The following is a 22,989-nucleotide window of genomic DNA, read 5'->3' as shown; positions in this document are numbered from 1 at the left end:
CCTTGGAGGGCGTTGAAGTGGCAGCAGGCAGCGCGGGCAAGCCAATGCAGAGCAGGGTGATGCTGTGGAACTGAGCCGTCGCGGTCTGTTCAAAGCGCTCGGGGCCGGGCTGACCCTGTCCGCGACCGGGTGGTCGGCGCAGGCCGGTGCGGTGCCAGTGGCTGCAGCGCGGGGCGACGCCGCTGGGGCGACAGGCGACGCCCTGCAGCTCTGGTACCGCGCGCCCGCCACCGAGTGGGTGCAGGCGCTGCCGACCGGGAACGGTCGATTGGGCGCGATGGTCTGGGGCGGAGTCGCGCACGAACGGATCGGCCTCAACGAGGACACCCTGTATGCCGGGGGGCCCTACGATGCGACCAGTCCGGAGGCCCTGGCAGCCCTGCCGGAGGTGCGCGCGCTGGTCTTCGCCGGGCGTTACGCCGAGGCCGAAGCATTGGCCGACGCCAAGCTGCTGTCGCGGCCGGCCAAGCAGATGCCGTATCAGCCGCTGGCCGATCTGCTGCTGGATTTCGACCGTGCCGACCATATCGACGGGTATCGCCGGTCGCTGGATCTGGACACGGCCGTGGCGACCACCGAATTCCGCAGCGGCGGCGCCTGGCACCGGCGCGAGGTGTTCGTGTCCGAACCGGACCAGTGCATCGTGGTGCGGCTCAGCGCCGACCTGCCGGGCCGGGTCTCGCTGCGGCTGGGCGTGGACAGCCCGCAGGCAGGCGAGGTAGCCGCCGACGAGGGCGGTCTGCTGTTCCACGGGCACAATGCGGGCTTCGCCGGTATTGAAGGCAAGCTGCGTTTTGCGCTGCGGGTGCAGCCGCGACTGCGCGGTGGCACGCTGCGGGTCGCACGCGATCGCCTGCAGGTGGAAGGTGCCGACGAACTGGTGCTGGTGCTGACGGCCGCCACCAGCTTCCGCCGTTTCGACGACGTCAGTGGGGATCCGCAGGCGCTCACCGCGGCGCACCAGTCGCAGGCTGATGCCCATGATTATCCGGCGCTGCTGGCGCGCCATCTGGCCGCGCACCAGGCGCTGTTCCGGCGCGTGTCGATCGATCTGGGCAGCACGCCGGCCGCGCAGCTGCCGACCGATCAGCGCGTGCAGGCCTTCGCCAGCGGCAACGATCCGGCGCTGGCCGCCCTGTATCACCAATATGGGCGCTACCTGTTGATCTGCAGTTCGCGGCCCGGCTCGCAGCCGGCCAACCTGCAGGGCGTGTGGAACGACCTCATGGCACCGCCGTGGGAGAGCAAGTACACGATCAACATCAATACCGAAATGAACTACTGGCCCAGCGAGGCCAATGCGCTGCACGAATGCGTGCAGCCGCTGGAGGAGATGCTGTTCGACCTGGCCCGCACCGGCGCGGTCACGGCGCGGCGCATCTACGATGCCCCGGGCTGGGTGGTGCACAACAACACCGACCTGTGGCGCCAGGCGGGCCCGATCGACGGCGCGCAGTGGAGCCTGTGGCCGATGGGCGGTGTCTGGCTGCTGCAGCAGCTGTGGGACCGCTGGGATTACGGCCGCGATCCAGCCTATCTGCGCCGAATCCATCCGCTGTTCAAGGGTGCGGCCGAGTTTTTCGTGGCCACCCTGCAGCGCGACCCGAACACCGGCGCGATGGTCACCAATCCCTCGATCTCGCCTGAGAACCAGCATCCGTTCGGGGCGGCGATATGCGCCGGCCCGGCGATGGACGCGCAGCTGCTGCGCGATCTGTTCGCGCAGTGCATCCAGATCAGTGCAGCCCTCGGTGTCGATACGGCCTTCGCTGCGCAGTTGAAGACGCTGCGCGCGCAGTTGCCTGCCGATCGGATCGGCAAGGCCGGGCAGCTGCAGGAGTGGCAGCAGGACTGGGACATGGAGGCGCCGGAAATGCACCACCGGCATGTCTCGCATCTGTATGCGCTGCACCCTTCCAGCCAGATCAACATCCGCGACACCCCCGCACTGGCGGCTGCGGCCAAGCGTTCGCTGCAGATCCGCGGCGACGAGGCGACGGGCTGGGGCATCGGCTGGCGGCTCAACCTGTGGGCGCGGCTGGGCGACGGCGAGCACGCGCTGCAGATCCTGAAGATGCTGCTCTCGCCCGAGCGCACCTACCCGAACCTGTTCGACGCGCATCCGCCGTTCCAGATCGACGGCAATTTCGGCGGCACGGCGGGCATCACCGAAATGCTGCTGCAGAGCTGGGGCGGGTCGATCTTCCTGCTGCCTGCCTTGCCGCAGGCTTGGCCCGACGGCCAGGTGCGTGGCCTGCGCGTGCGCAACGCGGCCGGCGTGGACCTGCACTGGCGCGATGGCCGGCTGCAATCGGCCCTGCTGCGCAGTGAGCGCGGGGGCACCTATCAACTCGTGCATGGCGACAGCACGCTGACCGTGGCGCTGCGCGCCGGCGGCCAGCAGCGCATCGGCCTGCGCGGCAATCAACTGGTGAAGCAATGAGTCTGTATGCAGGGCTGGATGTCGGCACCCAGAGCGTCAAGCTGCTGGCCTATGACCCGGCGCTGGGCGAGGTGGTGGCCACGGTCGCCCGGCCGATGCAGCTGGTCAGCCACGACGATGGCACCCGCGAGCAGCAGGCGCAGTGGTGGATCGATGGCATCATCGCCTGCTTCGCCGAGCTCACGGCCGCGCAGCGTGGCCGCATCCGGGCGATCGGCGTTTCCGGCCAGCAGCACGGCTTCGTCCCGATCAACGCACGTGGCGAGGTGATCGCCCCGGTGAAGCTGTGGTGCGATACCAGTACCGCGGCGTACTGCGAGCCGATCATGGCGGCCGTGGGCGGCACCGCCGCCTGCATCGCGCTGGCCGGCAATCCCATCCTCGCCGGTTACACCGCCTCCAAGCTGCCCTGGACGCGCCGCCATCGTGCGCAGGCCTATGCGGAACTGGACGGCATCCTGCTGCCGCACGACTACATCAACTTCTGGCTGACCGGGCAGCGTTACGCCGAGTACGGTGATGCATCCGGCACCGGCTGGCTGGACGTGCGCCAGCGGCGCTGGTCACCCGAACTGCTGCAGGCGATCGACCCGCAGCGCGACCTGGCCGCGCTGCTGCCGCCGCTGGTTCCTCTGGAAACGACCTTCCCCCTGGCGCCGCGGATCGCCGCACTGCTGGGTCTGCCGGCCGACGTGCAGGTCTCCACCGGGGGCGGCGACAACATGATGGCGGCGCTGGGCACCGGCAATGTTGCAGCAGGGCGGCTGACCATGAGCCTGGGCACGTCCGGCACGCTGTTCGCGTATGCCGACCACCCGGTGGTCGACGACGCCGGACGCTGGGCTGCGTTCTGCTCCTCCAGTGGCGGTTGGTTGCCGCTGATCTGCACCATGAACTGCACTGTCGCCACCGAGCGCATGGCGGCGCTGTTCAACCTCCCGCGCGGCGGTGGCGAGGCGCTGATGGCGCAGACCGAACCCGGCGCCGGCGGGCTGGTGATGCTGCCGTACTTCAACGGCGAGCGCACCCCCGACCTGCCCAACGCGCGCGCCTGCCTGCACGGCATGGACCTGCACAACACCACGCCGGCGCATTTCTATCGCGCCGCGATGGAAGGCGCCACCTACAGCCTGCGCAACGGCTATGACGCTTTCACCAGCGCGGGCCTGTCCTTCGACACCGTGCTGCTCACCGGCGGCGGCAGCAACAGTGCGGCATGGCGGCAATTGATCGCCGATGTGTTCGATCTGCCGGTGAAGGTGCCGACCCAGGCTGAAGGCGCGGCCTTCGGCGCGGCGCTGCAGGGGCTGTGGGCCTCGCAGCGCGGGCAGGGCGGAAGCGACAGCCTGGCCGCAACCGTCGATGCGCATGTGCGTTTCGATGCGGCGCTGTCGGCCACCCCGGATCCGCACACTGTGCCGCGTTACGCAGAACACTACCGGCGTTTCCTCCACCATCTTTCCGAGGTTGGTCCGCTGCTGCGCACCGACCCGTCACCACCGCAAGGATCCGAGCAATGAGCACCTCCGTTTACATCGGCGCAAAGGAATACTTCCCCGGCATCGGCCGCATCCCGTTCGAGGGACGCGACTCGGACAATCCGCTGGCCTACAAGGTGTACGACGCGGACAAGCGCGTGGGCGGCAAGACCATGGCCGAGCACCTGCGCTTCGCGGTGGCGTACTGGCACAGCTTCTGCGCGAGCGGGCATGACCCGTTCGGCCCGGGCACCCGGGTGTATCCGTGGGACGCGGGCAATACCCCGCTGGCGCGCGCCGAGGCCAAGGCCGATGCCGCGTTCGAATTCATCACCAAGCTGGGCGTGCCGTACTACTGCTTCCACGACATCGATCTGGCGCCGGACGCCGACGATATCGCGGAGTACGAGGCCAACCTGCAGCACATGGTCGGCATTGCCGGCGAGCGCCAGAAGGCGACCGGGGTCAAGCTGCTGTGGGGCACCGCCAACCTGTTCTCGCACCCGCGCTACATGAATGGTGCCTCGACCAATCCGGACTTCGCCGTGGTTGCCCGCGCCGCGGTGCAGGTCAAGGCCGCACTCGAGGCCACCGTGGCCCTGGGCGGTGAGAATTACGTGTTCTGGGGCGGCCGCGAAGGCTATGCCTGCCTGTACAACACGGACATGAAGCGCGAGAAGGACAACATGGCGCGCTTCCTTACGCTGGCCCGTGACCATGGGCGCAGCATCGGCTTCACCGGCAATTTCCTGATCGAGCCCAAGCCGATGGAGCCGATGAACCACCAGTACGATTTCGACAGTGCCACGGTGGTCGGCTTCCTGCGCGAGCACGGCCTGGACAAGGATTTCAAGCTCAACATCGAGGCCAACCATGCCACGTTGTCCGGGCATACCTTCGCCCATGACCTGCAGGTCGCCTCCGATGCCGGCCTGCTCGGCAGCATCGACGCCAACCGCGGCAACCCGCAGAACGGCTGGGACACCGATCAGTTCCCGACCGACCTGTACGACACCGTCGGGGCGATGCTGGTCGTGCTGCGCCAGGGTGGCCTGGCCCCGGGCGGGTTCAACTTCGATGCCAAGGTGCGGCGCGAGTCGTCCGCGCCGGAAGATCTGTTCGAGGCCCACATCGGCGGCATGGATGCGTTCGCACGCGGCCTGGAGGTGGCACATGCCCTGATCGAGACCTCGCCGCTGGAAGGCTGGCGCCAGGATCGCTACGCCAGCTTCAGCAGCGGCGCCGGTGCCGAGTTCGCTGCCGGTCGCAGCAGTCTGGATGCGCTGCGCAGCCTGGCGCTGGCCCAAGGGGAACCGCAGCAGCGCAGCGGCCGCCAGGAAAGGTATGAGAACCTGATCAACCAGTACCTGCTGCGCTGACCCGCCGTCCCCTTCCGACCCAGGTATCACCATGTCCAGTGCTTCGCTCAGCAGTACCCGCGCCGGCAGCGGCGAGAACACCGGCTTCATCGTCCTGATCAGCTGCGTGGCCACCATCGGTGGCTTCCTGTTCGGGTTCGACAGCGGCGTGATCAATGGCACCGTCGATGGCCTCAAGGACACCTTCCAGTCCAGTTCGGCCGGGATCGGTTTCGAGGTCGCCTCGATGCTGCTCGGTTGTGCGATCGGTGCGTTTTTCGCGGGGCGCCTCGGCGACCGGCTCGGCCGCGGGGGGTACTGATCATCGCCGCGGTGATGTTCCTGTTCTCCGCGCTTGGCGCGGGCGCGGCGCACAGCTCCACGGTGTTCATCATCGCCCGGGTGATCGGCGGCTTCGCGGTCGGCGCGGCCAGCGTGATGTCGCCGGCCTACATCGCCGAGGTGGCATCGGCCCGTTACCGCGGGCGGCTGGCCACGGTGCAGCAGATCGCGATCATCAGCGGCCTGTTCTGTGCCTTCCTGAGCAACTACCTGCTGGCCAAGGCGGCCGGGGCCTCCACCCAGGAACTCTGGCTGGGCCAGGCGGCATGGCGCTGGATGTTCTGGATGCAGGCCATTCCCTCGCTGCTGTTCCTCGGCCTGCTGCTGGTGATCCCGGAGAGCCCGCGCTTTCTGGTGGTCAAAGGGCGCCGTGACCAGGCGCTGGCGGTGCTGACCCGCCTGTACGGACCGGCCGAGGCGCAGGCCAAGATCACCGAGATCGAAGGCTCGCTGTCCCAGGACCAGCACCGGCCAACCTTCTCTGACCTCATCAGCAGGAGCACCGGCAAGCTGCGCCCGATCGTCTGGATCGGTATCGGCCTGGCCGTGTTCCAGCAGCTGGTCGGCATCAATGTCGTCTTCTATTACGGCGCGGTGCTGTGGCAGGCGGTGGGCTTCTCGGAGAATGACGCGCTGCTGATCAATGTGCTGTCCGGCGCGCTCAGCATCGGCGCCTGCCTGATCACCGTGGTCCTGATCGATCGCATCGGCCGCAAGCCTTTGTTGTGGGTGGGCTCGGTCGGCATGGCGATCTCCCTGGCGCTGGTCACCATCGCCTTTGCCAGCGGCTCGCTGGATACCGCCGGCAAGCTGCAGCTGACCGACAACATGGGCGTGCTGGCGCTGGTGGCGGCCAATGTCTACGTGATCTTCTTCAACATGTCCTGGGGCCCGGTCATGTGGGTGATGCTGGGCGAGATGTTCCCCAACCAGATCCGTGGTTCGGGGCTGGCGGTGGCCGGTGCCGCGCAGTGGACCTCCAATTTCGCGATCACCGTGTCCTTCCCGATCCTGCTGGGCAGCATCGGCCTGGCCGGGGCCTACGGCATCTATACGGTCGCGGCGGTGATCTCGGTGTTCTTCGTGCTGCGCTTCGTGAAGGAGACCAAGGGCAAGGAACTGGAGCAGATGGAAGGCTGAACCCCTTCAGAGGTGGCCGGAAGCGTCAGGAAGCCTGGCCGGGGAGGGTGCTCCCCGGCCGATGTCTGCCACGGTGCACGCCGCCAGCCGGGACCCTGAACGCAAAAAACCCCGCCGTGGCGGGGTTTTTGGCTATCTGCACCGCGACTGGTGCTCCCTAGGGGACTCGAACCCCTGTTTTAGCCTTGAGAGGGCCACGTCCTAACCTCTAGACGAAGGGAGCAGGCTTTGTCGCGAACTGCGCAGCGCGCTAGTATATGGACCTAGATGCCATTGGGCAATCCCGAAAACTCAACCGGAAGCGCCAACATCAATTCCTCTGCTACATCACCGTTCAGCCTGCGCGTGATCCCGCGCGATCAGCACAACATCTCCCGCAAGGACATCAGCCCCAACGCCCTGCGCGTTCTGTACCGGCTGCGTGATTCCGGGTTTGCCGGTTACCTGGTCGGCGGCGCCGTCCGCGATCTGCTGGTGAACGGCCACCCCAAGGATTTCGACGTTGCCACCGACGCGACGCCCGAGCAGGTCAAGCAGTTGTTCCGCAACTGCCGGCTGATCGGCCGCCGCTTCCGCCTGGCGCACGTGGTGTTCGGCCGCGAGATCATCGAGGTCGCCACCTTCCGCGCCAACATCGACGATGGCAGCGGCGACCGTGAGATGGAAAACGGCATGCTCGTGCGCGACAACGTGTACGGCAGCATCGAAGACGACGCGATCCGCCGCGACTTCACCTGCAACGCCCTGTACTACGCGATCGAGGATTTCTCGGTGCGCGATTACACCGGCGGCTTTGAAGACGTGCAGGCCCGCCTGATGAAGCTGATCGGCGACCCCGAGCAGCGCTACCGCGAAGACCCGGTGCGCATGCTGCGCGCGGTCCGCCTGGCGGCCAAACTGGGCTTCCAGATCGAAGAGGCGACCGCCGAGCCGCTGCCGCGCCTGGCCAACCTCCTGGCCGAGGCCGCCCCGGCGCGCCTGTTCGAAGAAGTGCTCAAGCTGTTCCTGTCCGGGCACGGCGTGGCCAGCTTCGAAGGCCTGGAGCGCTATGGCCTGCTCGACGTCATGTTCCCGGAAAGCGCCGCGGCGCTGCGCAGCAACCGCAGTGGCGCGTTGCGCCGGATGGTCATCGAAGGCCTGCACAACACCGACCTGCGCGTGGCCAATGACGAGCCGGTGTCGCCGTCGTTCCTGTTCGCGCTGCTGCTGTGGCCGGCTTTCTGCCGCGCCCTGGCCAGCCTGCAGAAGCAGGGAGTCGCGCTGGAAGAAGCCCAGCGCCGCGCCGCCGACCGCGTGACCCTGCACCAGCTGACCACGATCGCGCTGCCGCGCCGCTTCTCGCTGCCGATGCAGGAGATCTGGCTGCTGCAGGGGCGTTTCGGCTCGCGCCAGCGCAAGCGGGTGATCCGCACGCTGACCCATCCGCGCTTCCGTGCCGCCTACGACTTCCTGGTCCTGCGCCAGGTCGCCTCCAGCGAGCACGAAGCCGATGTTGCGTTCTGGCGCGAAGCGCAGCTGCAGTCCGGCACGGAGCTGGATTCGGCGCTGGATGCCGCCCAGGCCGACGGCGAGGGCGAAGACGGTGCGCCGCGCAAGCGCCGCCGCCGTCGTCGTCGTCCCGGTGGAGCGGCAGGCGAGTAAGCCGTGACCCTGGCCTGTATCGGACTGGGCGCCAACCTCGGCGACGCTGCGCAGACCCTGCGCGAGGCGTTCCAGGCGCTGGCGGAGCTGCCGCAGACCACGCTGCAGGCGCGTTCGCAGCTGTACAGCACGCCCGCCTGGGGCAACGAAGACCAGCCGGCGTTCGTCAACGCCGCCGCCGTGCTGGACACCACCCTGCCTGCGCCGGCGCTGCTGGAGGCCTTGCTGGAGATCGAGCGCCGCTTCGGGCGTGTCCGTGACCCGGCGGTGCACTGGGGCCCTCGCGCGTTGGACCTGGACGTGCTGCTGTATGGCGAAGACGTCATCGATCTGCCGCAGCTGCAGGTGCCGCACCCGTATCTGCACGCGCGCGCGTTCGCACTGCTGCCGCTGGCCGAGATCGCGCCGGAGGCCGTCATTCCCGGTCACGGCCGCGTGCGGGATGCTGTGGTGCGGGTCGAGGCCTGCGGGATCGCTTCAATAGGAGGATAATGCGGGGCTTATCGCCACCGGTTATCAGCTCATGAGTACCCACGCAGACAGCAAGCCCTGGACCGTCCCCGCATTGGCGGAGGCCAAGCGCACGGGGCAGAAGCTGGTGATGTTGACCGCCTACGATGCCGGCTTCGCGCGCAGCTTCGACGCCAATGGCGTGGACCTGATCCTGATCGGCGACTCCCTGGGCATGGTGGTGCAGGGGCACGACTCGACCTTGCCGGTGACCACCGACGACATGGTCTACCACACCCGCGCCGTGGCCCGCGTGCTGGAGCGCGCGCTGCTGGTGGCCGATCTGCCGTTCGGCGCCGATGCCACCCCCGAGCGCGCGCTGGACGCCTCGCTGCGCCTGCTGCAGGCCGGTGCGGAGATGGTCAAGATCGAAGGTGCCGGCTTCAAGCTGGACATCATCCGTTACCTGGTCGAGCGCGAGATTCCGGTGTGCTCGCACCTGGGCCTGACCCCTCAGTCGGTGCTGCGCCTGGGCGGTTATCGCGTGCAGGGCCGTGGCGACGCCGCCCAGCAGCTGCGCGATGATGCCAAGGCCGTGGTCGCCGCCGGTGCCAGCCTGGTCGTCCTGGAATGCGTGCCCACGCCGGTTGCCGGCCTGGTCACCGCCGAGGTCAGCGTGCCCACCATCGGCATCGGCGCCGGCCCGCAGTGCGATGGCCAGGTACTGGTATTGCATGATTTCCTCGGTCTGGACAGCGGCCATCGCCGTCCCAAGTTCGTCAAGGATTTCCTTGCCGAAGGCGGGTCGGTTGCCGGTGCGGTCCGTGCCTACGCCGACGCCGTGCGCGACGGCTCCTTCCCCGACGCAGAACACGCCTACGCCTCATGATCGAAACCGTCACCGAACTGTCCCGTCTGCGCGCCGTCGTCAACGGCTGGAAGCGCGAGGGCCTGCGCGTCGCGCTGGTCCCGACCATGGGCAACCTGCATGCAGGGCATTATTCGCTGGTCACGCTGGCGCGGCAGTACGCCGACCGCGTGGTCTCCAGCGTCTTCGTCAACCCGACCCAGTTCGGCCCGAACGAGGACTTCACCCGCTACCCGCGCACGCCCGAAGCCGATACCACCGGCCTGGAGCAGGCCGGCTGCGATGTGCTGTGGTTGCCCACCGTTGAATCGATGTACCCGTTCGGCGTCGAGCTGGCGGCCAGCGTCAACGTGCCGGGCATCAGCGGCCTGCTCGAAGGGGCGCACCGCCCGGGCCATTTCGATGGCGTCTGCACCGTGGTCTCGCGCCTGTTCAACCAGGTCCAGCCGGACGTGGCCGCCTTCGGCAAGAAGGACTACCAGCAGCTGGCGGTGATCCGCCAGATGGTGGAAGACCTGGCCTTCCCGATCCAGATCGTCGGCGGCGACATCGTGCGCGAAGACGACGGCCTGGCGATGAGCTCGCGCAACCAGTACCTCAACGCCGAGCAGCGCCCGGTCTCCACCACCATCCACCAGGTGCTGCTGGGGATGCGCGAGGGCTTCATCGCCGGCAAGAGCCGCAGCCTGATCGAAGCCGAGGCGGCGGCTGCCCTGCAGGCGGCCGGTTTCCAGGTCGACTACGCGGTGGTCCGCCTGCCGGACCTGTCCGAGCCGGCCGATGCCAACGACGGCACCCGCGTGGCCTTGATCGCCGCCCGGATCGGCAACACCCGGTTGATCGACAACCTGGAGTTCTGAGGGCTGCGCCCCGCCGGGTAGGGCCACCCCATGGGTGGCTGCTGGGCGATGCCGGGCGTGCAGCCACCCATGGGGTGGCTTTACCGGGGCGGCGGGGCGGCCTGAAGATGCTGAACGGTGGGCAGCCCCCTCCCGCGACCGGCGCCGCGCGCCCTGCCGCCCGCCCCCCGGGTGCTAGAATTTCCCTTTCCTTTACCGTTGTCCCGTTGCCATGCACCTGTCCCTGCTGAAGACCAAGATCCACCGCGCCACCGTCACTCACTCCGAGCTGAACTACGAAGGGTCCATCGCCATCGATGACAACCTGCTGGCCGCGACCGGCATCCGTGAGTTCGAGCAGGTGCACATCTGGGACGTGACCAACGGTGCGCGTTTCTCCACCTATGCCATCCGCGCCGAAGCCGGCAGCGGCGTGGTGTCGCTCAACGGCGGCGCCGCGCGCCACGTGCAGGTGGGCGACATCATCATCATCGCCGCCTTCGCCAGCATGAGCGAAGAAGAAGCTGACAGCTTCAAGCCGAAGTTGGTATATGTGGACGGCAAGAACCAGATCTCCCACACCAACGACACGATCCCGACACAGGCCGCATGACACAACACAACGGATTCGACCCGCTTCATTCCCATGCCCAGCGCCTGCGCGGCGCGAGCATCCCTTCGTTGATCGCCGCCGAACCGGGCCGCGCACAATCGCTGGGCGTGCGGGTCGGTCCGTTGTATGTCAATTTCGCGCGGCAGAAGTACGACCGCGCGGCCTTGGACGCACTGCTGCAGCTGGCTGCCGAGCGCGATGTCGCCGGCGGGTTCCAGCGCCTGTTCCGCGGTGAAACGGTCAACGTGACCGAGGGCCGTGCCGCGCTGCACACCGCGTTGCGCGGCGATGCCAGCGGTGCGCCCGTGGCCGGTGAGGCGTTTGCCACCGCCGCCCAGGTGCGCCAGCAGATGGGCGAGCTGATCGCCGCACTGGAAGCGACCGACATCACCGATATCGTCAGCGTCGGCATCGGCGGCTCGGACCTCGGCCCGCGGCTGGTGGCCGATGCACTGCGCCCGGTCACCGGCGCGCGTTTCCGTGTGCATTTCGTTTCCAACGTCGATGGCGCCGCGATGCAGCGCACGCTCGCCACGCTGGACCCGGCCACCACGGCCGGCATCCTGATCTCCAAGACCTTCGGCACCCAGGAAACCCTGCTCAACGGGCAGATCCTGCACGACTGGCTGGGCGGCAGCGAGCGCCTGTATGCGGTCAGTGCCAACCCCGAGCGGGCGGCCAAGGCCTTCTCGATCGCCGCCGGCCGCGTCCTGCCGATGTGGGACTGGGTGGGCGGGCGCTATTCGCTGTGGTCGGCGGTTGGCTTCCCGATCGCGCTGGCGATCGGCTTCAGCCGCTTCGAGCAGCTGCTCGAGGGCGCTGCGCAGATGGACGAACACGCGCTGACCGCGCCGCTGCCGCAGAACCTGCCGGTGCTGCATGCGCTGACCGATATCTGGAACCGCAACCTGCTTGGCCACGCCACGCATGCGGTGATGACCTACGACCAGCGCCTGGCGCTGCTGCCGGCCTACCTGCAGCAGCTGGTGATGGAGAGCCTGGGCAAGCGCGTGCAGCTCGATGGCAGCCCGGTCGCCAGCGACACCGTGCCGGTATGGTGGGGCGGGGCGGGCACCGATGTGCAGCACAGCTTCTTCCAGGCGCTGCACCAGGGCACGAGCGTGATCCCGGCCGATTTCATCGGCTGCGTGCGCAATGATGATCCCTACGTGGTCAACCACCAGGCGCTGATGGCCAACCTGCTGGCGCAGACCGAGGCGCTGGCCAATGGCCAGGGAAGCGAAGATCCGCACCGCGAGTATCCCGGCGGCCGCCCGAGCACCCTGATCCTGCTCGATGCACTGACCCCGCAGTCGCTCGGTGCGCTGATCGCCATGTACGAACACGCCGTGTACGTGCAGTCGCTGATCTGGAACATCAACGCGTTCGACCAGTTCGGCGTGGAGCTGGGCAAGCAGCTGGCCAGCCAGTTGCTGCCCGCGTTGCAGGGGGAAGCGCATGCGATCACCGACCCGGTGACGCTGGAACTGCTGGGCCGGCTCAAGGGCTGAGCATCGGCCCCACCGCATGACCACGAACCGCCGGCCTGCCCGGCGGTTCTGCGTTCTGGCGCCTGCTGCTGCGCGTCCGGATCTGCGCAGTGCGCACCGACCGGGATACTGCAGCGCAACACGGAAAACACTGACAGGGCGGATAGGTATGCCGTGAGCCGCCGGAATTGCAGGGTGGGGCGTCGGTTTGGCTATAGCACAATCCCATATCGGCGCCGGTCGATGGCATAGCCACGCGCCGGATTGACAGCATCGCGCGCAACACCAAAGGTACGTCGTCATGGCGCGGGGAGTCGCGCCATCCGTCTGCTGCTTGTGCGATACCTGGGAGGGTACATGCCGTTGCTTTCGCTTCGCTCCAACCGGCGGTCGATCCGCCACGCTCTCGCGCTGGCCACGTCGGCCACGATGTTGCTGCTGGCCGCTTGCGGCGGTGACCGGCCTGCCGCGACCACGCCATCGCCCGCGGCCGCCACCGCGGCCGACGCCATCCACCCGCAGAACTGGCCCGAGCTGGCGTGGCCGCTGGCCGAGGACCCGGCGCTGGAGAAGCGCATCGATGCGTTGATGGCCGGCATGAGTGTGGAGCAGAAGGTCGGGCAGACCGTGCAGGGCGATATCGCCAGCATGACCCCCGACGACGTACGCCGGTACCACATCGGCTCGGTGCTGGCCGGCGGCAACTCCGATCCCGGCGGCAAGTACGACGCGCCGCCGTCGGCATGGCTGGCGCTTGCCGATGCCTACTACGAGGCCTCGCTGGATCCGGCCAGCGGCGGTCCTGGCATCCCGATCATCTTCGGCATCGACGCGGTGCACGGGCAGAGCAATATCGTCGGCGCCACGCTGTTTCCGCACAACATCGGCCTGGGCGCGACCCGCAACCCGGACCTGATGCGCCAGATCGGCCAGGTCACCGCCGTGGAAACACGCACCACCGGCATGGAGTGGACCTTCGCCCCCACCGTGGCGGTGCCGCAGGACGACCGCTGGGGCCGCACCTACGAAGGCTATTCCGAGTCGCCGGCGCTGGTGGCCAGCTTCTCTGGCAAGGTGGTCGAAGGTCTGCAGGGCATCCCCGGCCAGCCGGGCTTCCTGGACGGGCACCACGTGATCGCCTCGGTCAAGCACTACGCCGGCGATGGTGGCACCACGAACGGCAAGGACCAGGGCGATACCCAGGTCAGCGAAGCGGTGATGCGCGACGTGCATGCGGCCGGTTACCCGCCCGCCATCCAGGCCGGCGCGCAGACCGTGATGGCCTCGTTCAACAGCTTCAACGGCGTCGCCATGCACGGCCACAAGCCGATGTTGACGGACGTGCTGAAGGGCCGCATGCACTTTGGCGGCTTCGTGGTCGGTGACTGGAACGGCCATGGCAAGGTCGCCGGGTGCACCAATGACAACTGCCCGGCCTCGTTCAATGCCGGCGTGGACATGCTCATGGCGCCCGACAGCTGGAAGGGGATCTATGAGAGCAATGTCGCGGCGGTGAAAGCCGGCGTGATCAGCATGGAACGGCTGGACGAGGCCGTGCGTCGCATCCTGCGGGTCAAGCTGCGGCTGGGCCTGTTCGAGGCCGGCAAGCCCTCCACGCGTCCACTCGGCGGCAAGTTCGAGCTGCTCGGCGCGCCGGAACACCGCGCGATCGCGCGCCAGGCGGTACGCGAATCACTGGTGCTGCTGAAGAACCAGGACGGCGTCCTGCCGCTGGCGCCGAAACAGCGCGTGCTGGTCGCCGGGGATGGCGCAGACGACCTGGGCAAGCAGTCCGGTGGCTGGACACTCAATTGGCAGGGCACCGGGACCAAGCGTGCGGACTACCCGAACGCGGACAGCATCTGGGATGGGCTGAAGCAGCAGGTCACCGCCGCCGGTGGCAGCGCCGAGCTGGCGATCGACGGCAGGTACCGCACCAAACCGGATGTCGCGGTGGTGGTGGTGGGCGAGAACCCGTACGCCGAGTTCCAGGGCGATATCGCCACACTGGCCTACAAGCCGGGCGATGACAGCGACCTGCAGTTGATCAAGCGGCTCAGGAGCGAGGGCATCAAGGTGGTCACGGTGTTCCTCAGTGGCCGTCCGCTGTGGGTGAACCGCGAAATCAACGCATCCGACGCCTTCGTTGCCGCCTGGCTGCCGGGCTCGGAAGGGGCCGGCATCGCCGACGTGCTGCTGCGCAAGCCCGACGGCAGCGTGCAGCACGACTTCAAGGGCACGCTCAGCTTCTCCTGGCCGCGTACCGCCGTGCAGTACCAGAACAATGTCGGCCAGAAGGACTACGACCCGCAGTTCGCGTTCGGCTTCGGCCTGCGCTATGCCGACAACGGCAACCTCGCCGCACTGCCGGAAGCCTCGGGCATCACCGGTGAGCAGGGCGATGCCGGCGTGTATTTCAACAAGGGCAAGCCGGCCGCGGGCCTGGCGATGCGCTTGAGCGGGGTCAAACAGTCCGAGCTGCCGGCCCTGACCTTCCCGGCCGTGCTCAGCGATGCCAGCCTGAAAGTGACGGCCGTCGATCACAAGGCGCAGGAAGACGCGCGCCGGCTGCAGTGGTCGGGGAGTGGCAAGGCGGACATGGCGCTGCTGTCCACGCGCCCGCTGGACCTCACCCGCGAGAGCAATGGCGATGTGCAGTTGCTGCTGACCGTGCGCCGCAGCGGCGCGATCAGCGGGCCGGTGGGGCTGGCGATCGGTTGCGGCCAGGGGTGCGAGGGTCGGCTGGATCTGGCGGCGACGTTGGGCGCGATCGGCGAGGACGAATGGCAGACGATCGGCGTGCCGTTGAAGTGTTTCGCCGCGGCCGGTGCTGACCTGTCGAAGATCGAGCGCCTGCCGGTGCTGGAGTCTTCAAACGCGCTGGACCTGTCGGTATCGCGCATCGCGCTGGGCACCGGCAATGATGCCCAGACCGTGGTCGCCTGTCCGACCCGGTGAGCCACAGGGCCCCTGCCGCTGGGCAGGGGCGGATCGCCGCCGCGCGCCGCACTTGCCGGCACGCGGGCCGGTGCAACGCTGCACAAGGAGCATGACGTGGGATTGGCAACACTCGATGTGGCAATCGTGCTGGTCTACCTGGCCGGCATCTTCGTGCTGGCGCAATGGGTCTCGCGCGAGAAGGCCGGGCACAGCAAGAGTGCCGAAGACTACTTCCTGGCCGGGCGCTCGCTGCCGTGGTGGGCGATCGGCGCGTCGCTGATTGCCGCCAACATTTCGGCTGAACAGATCATCGGCATGTCCGGCTCCGGCTATGCGATCGGCCTGGCCATCGCCTCCTACGAATGGATGGCTGCGCTTACCCTGCTGATCGTGGGCAAGTACTTCCTGCCGATCTTCCTGCGCAACGGCATCTACACGATGCCGCAGTTCCTGCAGCAGCGGTACGGCAACCGGATCCGCACGCTGATGGCGGTGTTCTGGCTGGGCCTGTACGTTTTCGTCAACCTGACCTCGATCCTGTGGCTGGGCTCGATCGCGGTGACCGAGGTCACCGGCATGGACCAGATGCTGGCACTGGTGCTGATCGGCGTGTTCGCGCTGCTCTACCAGTTGTACGGCGGCCTCAAGGCGGTGGCGCTGACCGATATCGTGCAGGTTTCGCTGCTGATCCTTGGTGGCCTGCTGGTGACCGCGCTCACCCTCAACGCGGTGGGCGGCGACGCCGGCATCCCCGGGGGCTTCCAGAAGCTGTGGGACCAGCACCCGGAACACTTCCAGATGATCCTGCACCCCGACAATCCGTTCTACAAAGACCTGCCGGGGTTGAGCGTGCTGATCGGCGGGCTGTGGATCATGAACCTGAGTTACTGGGGCTTCAACCAGTACATCATCCAGCGCGCGCTGGCGGCCAAGGACATCGGTGAGGCGCAGAAGGGCGTGCTGTTCGCGGCCTTCCTGAAGCTGCTGGTGCCGTTGGTGGTCGTGGTGCCGGGTATCGCGGCGGTGGTGCTGGCGCCGGATCTGGGCAAGCCGGACCGGGCCTACCCGGCGATGATGAGCCTGCTGCCCAGTGGCATCCTCGGCCTGGTCTTCGCGGCGCTGGTGGCGGCGATCGTGGCGTCGCTGGCGTCCAAGATCAACTCGGTCGCGACCATCTTCACCCTGGATTTCTACGCGAAGGCACGCCCGCAGAGCAGCCAGGCCACGCTGGTACGCGTGGGTCGCATCGCAGCAACGGTGTCGGTGCTGGTGGCGATCGCCACGGCACGGCCGCTGCTGGGCAGCTTCGACCAGGGCTTCCAGTACATCCAGGAATTCACCGGTTTCTTCACCCCGGGCATCACCGTGATCTTCCTGCTCGGCCTGTTCTGGAAGAAGGCCAGCGAAGCCGGCGCACTTGCCGCGGCCATCGGCTCGTTCGCCTTGTCGATCGTGCTGAAACTGGCTTGGCCGACGCTGCCCTTCATCGACCGCGTCGGCCTGGTGTTCCTGCTGGCGCTGGTGCTGGCCGTGGTGATCTCGCTGTGGAAGCCGGCGCGCACCGGGCAGGATCTGATCCGTACCGATGACGTGCGCTATGCCACGCCGATGAGTTTCAACATCGGCGGTACGGCGGTGATCGCGATCCTGATCGCGCTGTACACGGTGTTCTGGTAACCGCGCTGCCCGCATGCGGCCAACAAAAACGGCGGCCTCGCGGTCGCCGTTTTCGTTTTCATTCGCGGCGCTGCAACGGGCCGGTCACCTGCTCGGATCGCGCTCCGGGCTGGGCCGCTTGGCCAGCTTGCGCTGCAGCGAGCGCCGGTGCATGCCGAGCAGGCGCGCGGCGGCGGAGACGTTGCCGCCGGTCTCATGCATCGCCTGCTGGATATGTTCCCACTGCAGCCGGCTGATCGGGGTCATCGCATCCGGCGGTTCCATGTCGCCATCGTCGGCGGGACCATCGTCTTCCTCGCCGAGTGCGCGCAGGATCATCGGCACCGTGGCCGGCTTGGGCAGGTAATCGTCGGCACCGAGTTTGATTGCTTCCACCGCCGTGGCGATGCTGGCGTAGCCGGTCACCAGCAGGATTCGCATGTCTTCGCGCAGGGCGCGCAGAGGCTGGATCAAGGCAAGGCCGGACTCGGTGCCCAGCTTGAGATCGATCAACGCGTAGGCGGGCGGCTGCTGGCGGGCCAGCAGCAGCGCTGAGGCAGTGTCGCTGGCGGTGACGGTTTCCAGCCCCTTGCGGGCCAGGCTGCGCTGCAACGTGCGCAGATACAGTTCGTCGTCGTCGACCAGCAGGCCGTGGCTGGCCTGACCGGGCGCGGGGGTGAAGGCGGTCATGCGGAAGTCTCCCGTGGGGACAAGGGCAGGCGGAAGCCGACGCGGGTGCCGGCGCCATTGGCCGGGCGCATCCACAGCTCGCCGTCCAGGCGTTCGATGGTGGCGTGGGACAGCGCCAGGCCGACACCCATGCCGTCGGTCTTGCCGCTGTTGAACAAGGTGCCGGGCAACACGGCCTGGCGGGCATCGAACCCGTGGCCGTAGTCGCGCACTTCGCCGATCAGGTCATCGCCTTCGATGCGCAGCGACAGGTCCACCTGCGGGCGGTCGGCTTTCTCGCCGGCGTCGGCGGCATTGTTGAGCAGCACCATCAGCAGGTGCCCGATACCCGGGTCCAGCGGCAGGGTCAGCGGGGCATCTTCATTGCGATGCAGTGCGATGGTCGGGCGCACCAGCCGCCATTGCTCCAGCACCTGCGGCAAGGTCACCGCATCGCGGCCGGGGGCATCGCCTGCGGCGGGGCGGGCCAGTGCCAGCACGCGCTCGCGGCACTGCACCAGCAGCTCGCGCAGGGTTTCCACGTCATCACGGACCTCGCTGCTCTCGGTCTGGTCGGCGATGTCGTCGGCCAGCAGGGTCATGGTCGCCAGCGGGGTATTGAGTTCATGCGCCACCGAGGCGGCGTGGGTGGCCAGGGCGACGATGCCTTCGTTGCGGACGAAGCGCTCGCGCAGCAGGGCCAGTTCGTGCTCGCGCTGGCGCAGGGCGATCGCCAGCCGGGTGGCGAACACCAGCACCACCGTCGCCGACAGCAGGAAGTTGCAGACCACGCCCCACTGCTGCATCTGCGCACCGGTGAAGTAGCCGCTGGGCAGTGGCAGGCCGAACACGCCGCTGACCGCGTAGCCGATCAGGCAGGCCGCCGCCACGGCCAGGGTCCAGCGCAGGGGCAGGGCGAGCGCAGCCAGGGCGATCAGGATCAGGAACAGCGAGCCGAAGGGGTTGGCGATGCCGCCACTCCAGCCGACCATCCAGGTCAGCACGGTGACATCCACCAGGATGTGGCCGAAGGCGGTGACCGGCGCGGTATCGGGGCCTTGCACACGCAGCTGCGCGTACAGGTTGAACAGGGTCAGCGCGGCGACGCCAGCCCACAGCGGCAGCTGCGGCAGTTCCAGGCCCAGCACCCAGGTGGCGACCAGGATCGTGGCGGCCTGGCCGGCCACGGCCAGCCAGCGCAGACTGCACAGGGTGCGGAGAAAGGGGGCGTCGGTACCGGTCATCACCGCACATCCTATGCGCTCCCGACAGCGCCTGCCTGCGACAATCGGCCGCACCGGGGCGGGGCGCCGTGCGGCGGGCGCTGAACATGAGCGCCGAGCAACGACAGGCACCTACGTGCGCGTTGGGCGCGCTAAAATACGCCGATGCATGACGCCGTGACCCGACCGACCCAACCCGCCGACTCCGCCGTGTGGGCCCGCCGCCAGACCCAGCCTGTCCGTATCGGCGGCGTGGTCGTGGGTGGCGGCCATCCCGTGGTGGTGCAGTCGATGACCAACACCGACACCGCCGATGTCGCCGCCAGTGTGAAGCAGGTGGCCGAACTGTGGCGCGCAGGCTCGGAGATGGTGCGGCTGACCGTCAACAATCCCGAGTCGGCTGCGGCCATCCCGCGGATCGTGGAAAAGCTGCAGATGATGGGGATCGATGTCCCCCTGATCGGCGACTTCCATTACAACGGCCACCAGTTGCTGACCCAGGAGCCGGCCTGCGCCGAAGCCCTGGCCAAGTACCGGATCAATCCGGGCAACGTCGGCTTCGGCAAGAAGAAAGACACCCAGTTCGCGCAGCTGATCGAATTTGCGATCCGCTACAACAAGCCGGTCCGCATCGGCGCCAACTGGGGCTCGCTCGACCAGTCGCTGGCGGCGCGCCTGATGGACGAGAACAGCCAGCGCGCGCAGCCCTGGGATGCCGGGCGCGTGCTGCGTGAGGCGCTGATCCGCTCGGCGCTGGATTCGGCCGAGACCGCCGTGGAACTGGGCCTGCCGCGCGACCGCATTGTGCTGTCGGCCAAGGTCAGTGGGGTGCAGGAGCTGATCGCGGTGTACCGCGACCTGGCCCAGCGCTCGGATTTCGCGCTGCACCTGGGCCTGACCGAAGCCGGCATCGGCAGCAAGGGCATCGTCGCCTCCTCGGCGGCGCTGGCGGTGCTGCTGCAGGAAGGCATCGGCGACACCATCCGCATTTCGCTGACCCCCGAACCGGGCCAGTCGCGCACCGCCGAGGTGATCGTCGCCCAGGAACTGCTGCAGACCACCGGGCAGCGGGCCTTCACGCCGCTGGTCACGGCCTGCCCCGGCTGCGGCCGGACCACCTCGGAGTTCTTCCAGGAGCTGGCCAAGGTCGTGCAGAACCATGTGCGCGAGAAAATGCCGCTCTGGAAGGTGAACCACCCCGGCGCCGAAAGCATGACCCTGGCGGTCATGGGCTGCATCGTCAACGGGCCGGGCGAGTCGCGCCACGCCAACATCGGCATCTCCCTGCCGGGGACCGGCGAGACGCCGGCGGCGCCGGTCTTCGTGGACGGTGAAAAGACGGTCACCTTGCGCGGCGAGAACATCGCCCAGGACTTCGTGGCGCTGATCGACGATTACGTCGAACGCACCTATGTCCGAACGCTCGGATAAGCCGGCGGTGCTGGCTGCCCCGGAGGCGGCGGCCGGTTTCCGCCACTGGATGGGCCGCAACGCCTGGCGCTTCGTGCTGCTGTTCGTGGGCGTGCTGCTGCCCCTGGCCGGGTTCGTCGCCCTGGCCGATGAAGTCCATGAGCTGGAATCGATCTATTTCGATGCGCCGCTGCTGTGGAAGATGCATGGCCTGCATTCGCCGGGGCTGGACCAGTTCTTCGTGCTGCTCTCCAAACTGGGCTACGAGTGGTTCCTGATCCCGGCCGATGTGCTGATCGTGGCCCTGCTGGCCTGGCGCAAACGCTGGCGCGAGGCCAGTTTCGTGGCGATCTGCTTTGCCGGCTCGGCGCTGCTCAACCTGGGCAGCAAGCGCTTCTTCCAGCGCGACCGGCCCAGCCTGTGGGAATCCATCGCCCCGGAAAGCACCTTCAGCTTCCCCAGCGGCCATGCCATGGGCTCGATGACCCTGGCCGTCACCCTGGTGCTGCTGGCCTGGAACACCCGCTGGCGCTGGCCGGTCGCCTTCTCCGCGGTGACCTTTGCGGTGCTGGTCAGCCTGTCCCGGGTCTACCTCGGGGTCCATTACCCCTCCGACATCCTGGCCGGCTGGTGTGCCGCCCTGGTCTGGGTGGTAGGGTGCTTCCTGGTCATGTTCCGCCGTCGCCATCCGTGGCGGCATGCCGCTGAGACGAATACGGCGGTAAACTAGCCGAAAGCGGCATGAAAACGGGCGGCATCCATAGGCTGTTCCACTGGAACGGAAGAGGATGAGAGGCACAGGGGGGAGGGGCAGACAGCACGTCTGTGATGCGTGGAGCAGAACGCGATGATGGGGAACCTGGTTCCTTGTGATCGACACATCCCGCGGCTAGGCTTGCCCCCGTTCACAGTGTTTGACGAGGTTGGCGGATGACGATTCGAGTGTATCTGGCGGACGATCATGCTCTGGTGCGCACGGGCATGAAGATGATCCTCTCCAACGAGACCGACATCGAGGTGGTCGGTGAGGCGGAGAGTGGCGAAGATGCATTGCCGGATATCCGCCGACTGCGGCCCGACGTCGTGCTGTGCGATCTGCACCTGCCTGGCGTCAGCGGCATGGAAGTGACCGAGCGCGTGGTCCGTGGCGACCACGGTACCCGCGTGGTGATCGTCTCCGTCCTTGAAGATGGACCGATGCCCAAGCGCCTGCTCGAAGCCGGTGCCTCCGGCTACATCGGCAAGGCCTGCGATGCCCAGGAACTGCTGCGTGCCGTGCGCGATGCAGCGCTCGGCCGTCGTTATCTCGGCAACAGCATCGCGCAGAACCTCGCGTTGTCGAACGTGGAAGGCAACCACTCGCCGTTCGACACCCTGTCCCCGCGCGAGCTGGAAGTGGCGCTGCTGTTGACCCAGGGCCTGCGCCAGGAAGACATCGCCAAACGCCTGAGCCTGAGCGCGAAGACCGTCAACACGCACAAGGCGCGTCTGTTCGAGAAGATGGGCATCAACGACAACATCGCGCTCGCGCGCATGGCCAGCCAGTACGGCCTGGTGGATCCGGCGCGCCCGATGTAATCCACGCGTGGGATGGCACGTAAAAAAACGCCCGGGCATGCCCGGGCGTTTTCGTTCAGTGCGCGCGGACCCGCGCCACGATCTTCGCGGCCTGGGCCGCGCTTTCGCGCACCTTGTCCCACTCGCCACGCTCGATCCAACCCCCCGGCACCATCCACGAACCACCGATGCAGACCACGTTTTTCTGCTCCAGGTATTCGGCGGCGGTGTCTTCGGTGATGCCGCCGGTCGGGCACAGCTTCAGATCCGGAATCGGACCGGCCAGGCCCTTGATCATTGCCAGCCCGCCCACGGCCGAGGCCGGGAACAGTTTGCACACCCGGAAGCCGCGCGCATACAGCGCCAGCATCTCCGTCGGCGACGCCGCACCCGGCACCACCGGCAGCGGCGCCTGCGCCAGCGCATCGGCCATGTGCGCCGGCGTACCCGGCGTGACCAGGAAATCGGCGCCCGCATCGATGGACTGCTGCATCTGCTCCACGGTCAACACCGTGCCCGCACCCACCACCACATCCGGCAGCTCGCGCTTGAGCATGGCGAGCGCTTCCATCGCCACCGGCGTACGCAGCGTCAGCTCGATCGCCGGCAGCCCGCCCTCCAGCAACGCCGCACTGACTGCACGGGCCTGATCGAGCGTATGCACGGTCACCACCGGCAGAATGCCGGCAGCCTTCAACAGGGTTTCAGCGCGTTTCTGATGTTCGGCGATGCTCATGCGTTTCCAATCCTTCTTTTCATCAATGTCTGCAGCGCGAACGACGCGCCGGTATGTGTCGGGAGGCAGCGGATGGCCCCAACCAGGACCGTTAAGCGGCATGGACGCCGCTTTACGAGCCCCCATGGATGGGTTC

17 protein-coding genes, 1 tRNA gene and 1 pseudogene are annotated in these 22,989 nt (G+C 67.7%); 15 read left to right on the top strand and 4 right to left on the bottom strand.

Annotated features, from left to right (window positions below):
- Positions 1-64 precede the first annotated feature (64 nt).
- The 4 genes and pseudogenes from POS15_RS09710 to POS15_RS09695 all read left to right on the top strand — a co-directional run bounded on the left by POS15_RS09710 (position 65) and on the right by POS15_RS09695 (position 6,761).
- Positions 65-2,443: a glycoside hydrolase family 95 protein gene (locus POS15_RS09710; protein ID WP_284129586.1), complete on the top strand. Its 2,379-nt coding sequence runs from the start codon at positions 65-67 to the stop codon at positions 2,441-2,443.
- The gene (gene xylB / locus POS15_RS09705; RefSeq protein WP_284129584.1) at positions 2,440-3,963 is read left to right on the top strand and encodes a xylulokinase; all 1,524 of its coding nucleotides are present in this window, start codon (positions 2,440-2,442) and stop codon (positions 3,961-3,963) included. The genes POS15_RS09710 and xylB overlap by 4 nt, the downstream gene beginning before the upstream one ends.
- Complete coding sequence (gene xylA / locus POS15_RS09700; protein ID WP_070470608.1) at positions 3,960-5,300, top strand: xylose isomerase; 1,341 nt, start codon at positions 3,960-3,962, stop codon at positions 5,298-5,300. Before xylB ends, xylA begins: the two co-directional genes overlap by 4 nt.
- A 31-nt stretch (positions 5,301-5,331) precedes the next feature.
- Positions 5,332-6,761, top strand: a pseudogene (locus tag POS15_RS09695) (sugar porter family MFS transporter).
- A gap of 148 nt (positions 6,762-6,909) precedes the next feature.
- On the opposite strand, the gene POS15_RS09690 reads toward POS15_RS09695, so the two are convergent.
- Positions 6,910-6,984 (bottom strand) — tRNA-Glu (locus POS15_RS09690).
- Between the two features lie 50 nt (positions 6,985-7,034).
- Here POS15_RS09690 and pcnB point away from each other — a divergent pair.
- From pcnB to POS15_RS09650, 8 genes are all read left to right on the top strand, one after another.
- A complete protein-coding gene (pcnB, locus tag POS15_RS09685; RefSeq protein WP_026069788.1) occupies positions 7,035-8,402 on the top strand; it encodes a polynucleotide adenylyltransferase PcnB in 1,368 nt (455 codons plus the stop codon).
- A gap of 3 nt (positions 8,403-8,405) precedes the next feature.
- Positions 8,406-8,894, top strand: coding sequence for a 2-amino-4-hydroxy-6-hydroxymethyldihydropteridine diphosphokinase (gene folK, locus POS15_RS09680; protein WP_284129583.1), 489 nt, complete (start codon positions 8,406-8,408; stop codon positions 8,892-8,894).
- A 31-nt stretch (positions 8,895-8,925) separates the two neighbouring features.
- On the top strand, positions 8,926-9,741 hold the full coding sequence (panB, locus tag POS15_RS09675; protein ID WP_284129582.1) for a 3-methyl-2-oxobutanoate hydroxymethyltransferase: 816 nt from the start codon (positions 8,926-8,928) through the stop codon (positions 9,739-9,741).
- Positions 9,738-10,580, top strand: coding sequence for a pantoate--beta-alanine ligase (gene panC, locus POS15_RS09670; RefSeq protein ID WP_019183274.1), 843 nt, complete (start codon positions 9,738-9,740; stop codon positions 10,578-10,580). Before panB ends, panC begins: the two co-directional genes overlap by 4 nt.
- A 211-nt stretch (positions 10,581-10,791) precedes the next feature.
- On the top strand, positions 10,792-11,172 hold the full coding sequence (gene panD, locus POS15_RS09665; RefSeq protein WP_019183273.1) for an aspartate 1-decarboxylase: 381 nt from the start codon (positions 10,792-10,794) through the stop codon (positions 11,170-11,172).
- Positions 11,169-12,683 carry a glucose-6-phosphate isomerase gene (gene pgi, locus POS15_RS09660; RefSeq protein WP_046273611.1) on the top strand — a complete coding sequence of 505 codons (1,515 nt, stop codon included), beginning with the start codon at positions 11,169-11,171 and terminating at the stop codon, positions 12,681-12,683. Before panD ends, pgi begins: the two co-directional genes overlap by 4 nt.
- A gap of 336 nt (positions 12,684-13,019) precedes the next feature.
- Complete coding sequence (locus POS15_RS09655; RefSeq protein WP_284129581.1) at positions 13,020-15,620, top strand: exo 1,3/1,4-beta-D-glucan glucohydrolase; 2,601 nt, start codon at positions 13,020-13,022, stop codon at positions 15,618-15,620.
- A gap of 96 nt (positions 15,621-15,716) precedes the next feature.
- Positions 15,717-17,279 carry a sodium/sugar symporter gene (locus POS15_RS09650; RefSeq protein WP_026069786.1) on the top strand — a complete coding sequence of 521 codons (1,563 nt, stop codon included), beginning with the start codon at positions 15,717-15,719 and terminating at the stop codon, positions 17,277-17,279.
- Positions 17,280-17,363: 84 nt separating this feature from the next.
- Here POS15_RS09650 and POS15_RS09645 read toward each other — a convergent pair whose 3' ends face one another.
- The gene (locus POS15_RS09645) at positions 17,364-17,948 is read right to left on the bottom strand and encodes a response regulator transcription factor (protein WP_019183269.1); all 585 of its coding nucleotides are present in this window, start codon (positions 17,946-17,948) and stop codon (positions 17,364-17,366) included.
- Positions 17,945-19,171, bottom strand: a complete 1,227-nt coding sequence (locus POS15_RS09640) for an ATP-binding protein (RefSeq protein ID WP_019183268.1) — start codon at positions 19,169-19,171, stop codon at positions 17,945-17,947. Before POS15_RS09640 ends, POS15_RS09645 begins: the two co-directional genes overlap by 4 nt.
- A 144-nt stretch (positions 19,172-19,315) precedes the next feature.
- On the opposite strand from POS15_RS09640, the gene ispG reads away from it, so the two are divergent.
- The 3 genes from ispG to POS15_RS09625 all read left to right on the top strand — a co-directional run bounded on the left by ispG (position 19,316) and on the right by POS15_RS09625 (position 22,138).
- Entirely contained in the window at positions 19,316-20,581 is a 1,266-nt protein-coding gene (gene ispG / locus POS15_RS09635; RefSeq protein WP_019183267.1) for a flavodoxin-dependent (E)-4-hydroxy-3-methylbut-2-enyl-diphosphate synthase, read from the top strand.
- The gene (locus POS15_RS09630) at positions 20,562-21,290 is read left to right on the top strand and encodes a phosphatase PAP2 family protein (protein ID WP_284129579.1); all 729 of its coding nucleotides are present in this window, start codon (positions 20,562-20,564) and stop codon (positions 21,288-21,290) included. Before ispG ends, POS15_RS09630 begins: the two co-directional genes overlap by 20 nt.
- Positions 21,291-21,490: 200 nt before the next feature.
- Positions 21,491-22,138 (top strand): response regulator, encoded by a 648-nt coding sequence (locus POS15_RS09625; protein WP_284129578.1) that lies wholly within the window; start codon positions 21,491-21,493, stop codon positions 22,136-22,138.
- Positions 22,139-22,193: 55 nt separating this feature from the next.
- On the opposite strand, the gene POS15_RS09620 is transcribed toward POS15_RS09625, so the two are convergent.
- Complete coding sequence (locus POS15_RS09620) at positions 22,194-22,853, bottom strand: bifunctional 4-hydroxy-2-oxoglutarate aldolase/2-dehydro-3-deoxy-phosphogluconate aldolase (RefSeq protein ID WP_019183264.1); 660 nt, start codon at positions 22,851-22,853, stop codon at positions 22,194-22,196.
- Positions 22,854-22,989 lie beyond the last annotated feature (136 nt).

It is taken from the genome of Stenotrophomonas sp. BIO128-Bstrain, assembly GCF_030128875.1.
Classification (GTDB): domain Bacteria; phylum Pseudomonadota; class Gammaproteobacteria; order Xanthomonadales; family Xanthomonadaceae; genus Stenotrophomonas; species Stenotrophomonas bentonitica_A.
Note: the sequence above shows the minus strand (reverse complement) of the source record. Positions and strands in the feature narration are given on the sequence as shown.

Excerpts from the sequence above, each read along its gene's own strand:
- xylB (WP_284129584.1), top strand. The coding sequence starts at position 2,440 with ATGAGTCTGTATGCAGGGCTGGATGTCGGCACCCAGAGCGTCAAGCTG.
- xylA (WP_070470608.1), top strand. The coding sequence starts at position 3,960 with ATGAGCACCTCCGTTTACATCGGCGCAAAGGAATACTTCCCCGGCATC.
- panB (WP_284129582.1), top strand. The coding sequence starts at position 8,926 with ATGAGTACCCACGCAGACAGCAAGCCCTGGACCGTCCCCGCATTGGCG.
- panC (WP_019183274.1), top strand. The coding sequence starts at position 9,738 with ATGATCGAAACCGTCACCGAACTGTCCCGTCTGCGCGCCGTCGTCAAC.
- panD (WP_019183273.1), top strand. The coding sequence starts at position 10,792 with ATGCACCTGTCCCTGCTGAAGACCAAGATCCACCGCGCCACCGTCACT.
- pgi (WP_046273611.1), top strand. The coding sequence starts at position 11,169 with ATGACACAACACAACGGATTCGACCCGCTTCATTCCCATGCCCAGCGC.
- POS15_RS09655 (WP_284129581.1), top strand. The coding sequence starts at position 13,020 with ATGCCGTTGCTTTCGCTTCGCTCCAACCGGCGGTCGATCCGCCACGCT.
- POS15_RS09645 (WP_019183269.1), bottom strand. The coding sequence starts at position 17,948 with ATGACCGCCTTCACCCCCGCGCCCGGTCAGGCCAGCCACGGCCTGCTG.
- POS15_RS09640 (WP_019183268.1), bottom strand. The coding sequence starts at position 19,171 with ATGACCGGTACCGACGCCCCCTTTCTCCGCACCCTGTGCAGTCTGCGC.
- ispG (WP_019183267.1), top strand. The coding sequence starts at position 19,316 with ATGCATGACGCCGTGACCCGACCGACCCAACCCGCCGACTCCGCCGTG.
- POS15_RS09630 (WP_284129579.1), top strand. The coding sequence starts at position 20,562 with ATGTCCGAACGCTCGGATAAGCCGGCGGTGCTGGCTGCCCCGGAGGCG.
- POS15_RS09625 (WP_284129578.1), top strand. The coding sequence starts at position 21,491 with ATGACGATTCGAGTGTATCTGGCGGACGATCATGCTCTGGTGCGCACG.
- POS15_RS09620 (WP_019183264.1), bottom strand. The coding sequence starts at position 22,853 with ATGAGCATCGCCGAACATCAGAAACGCGCTGAAACCCTGTTGAAGGCT.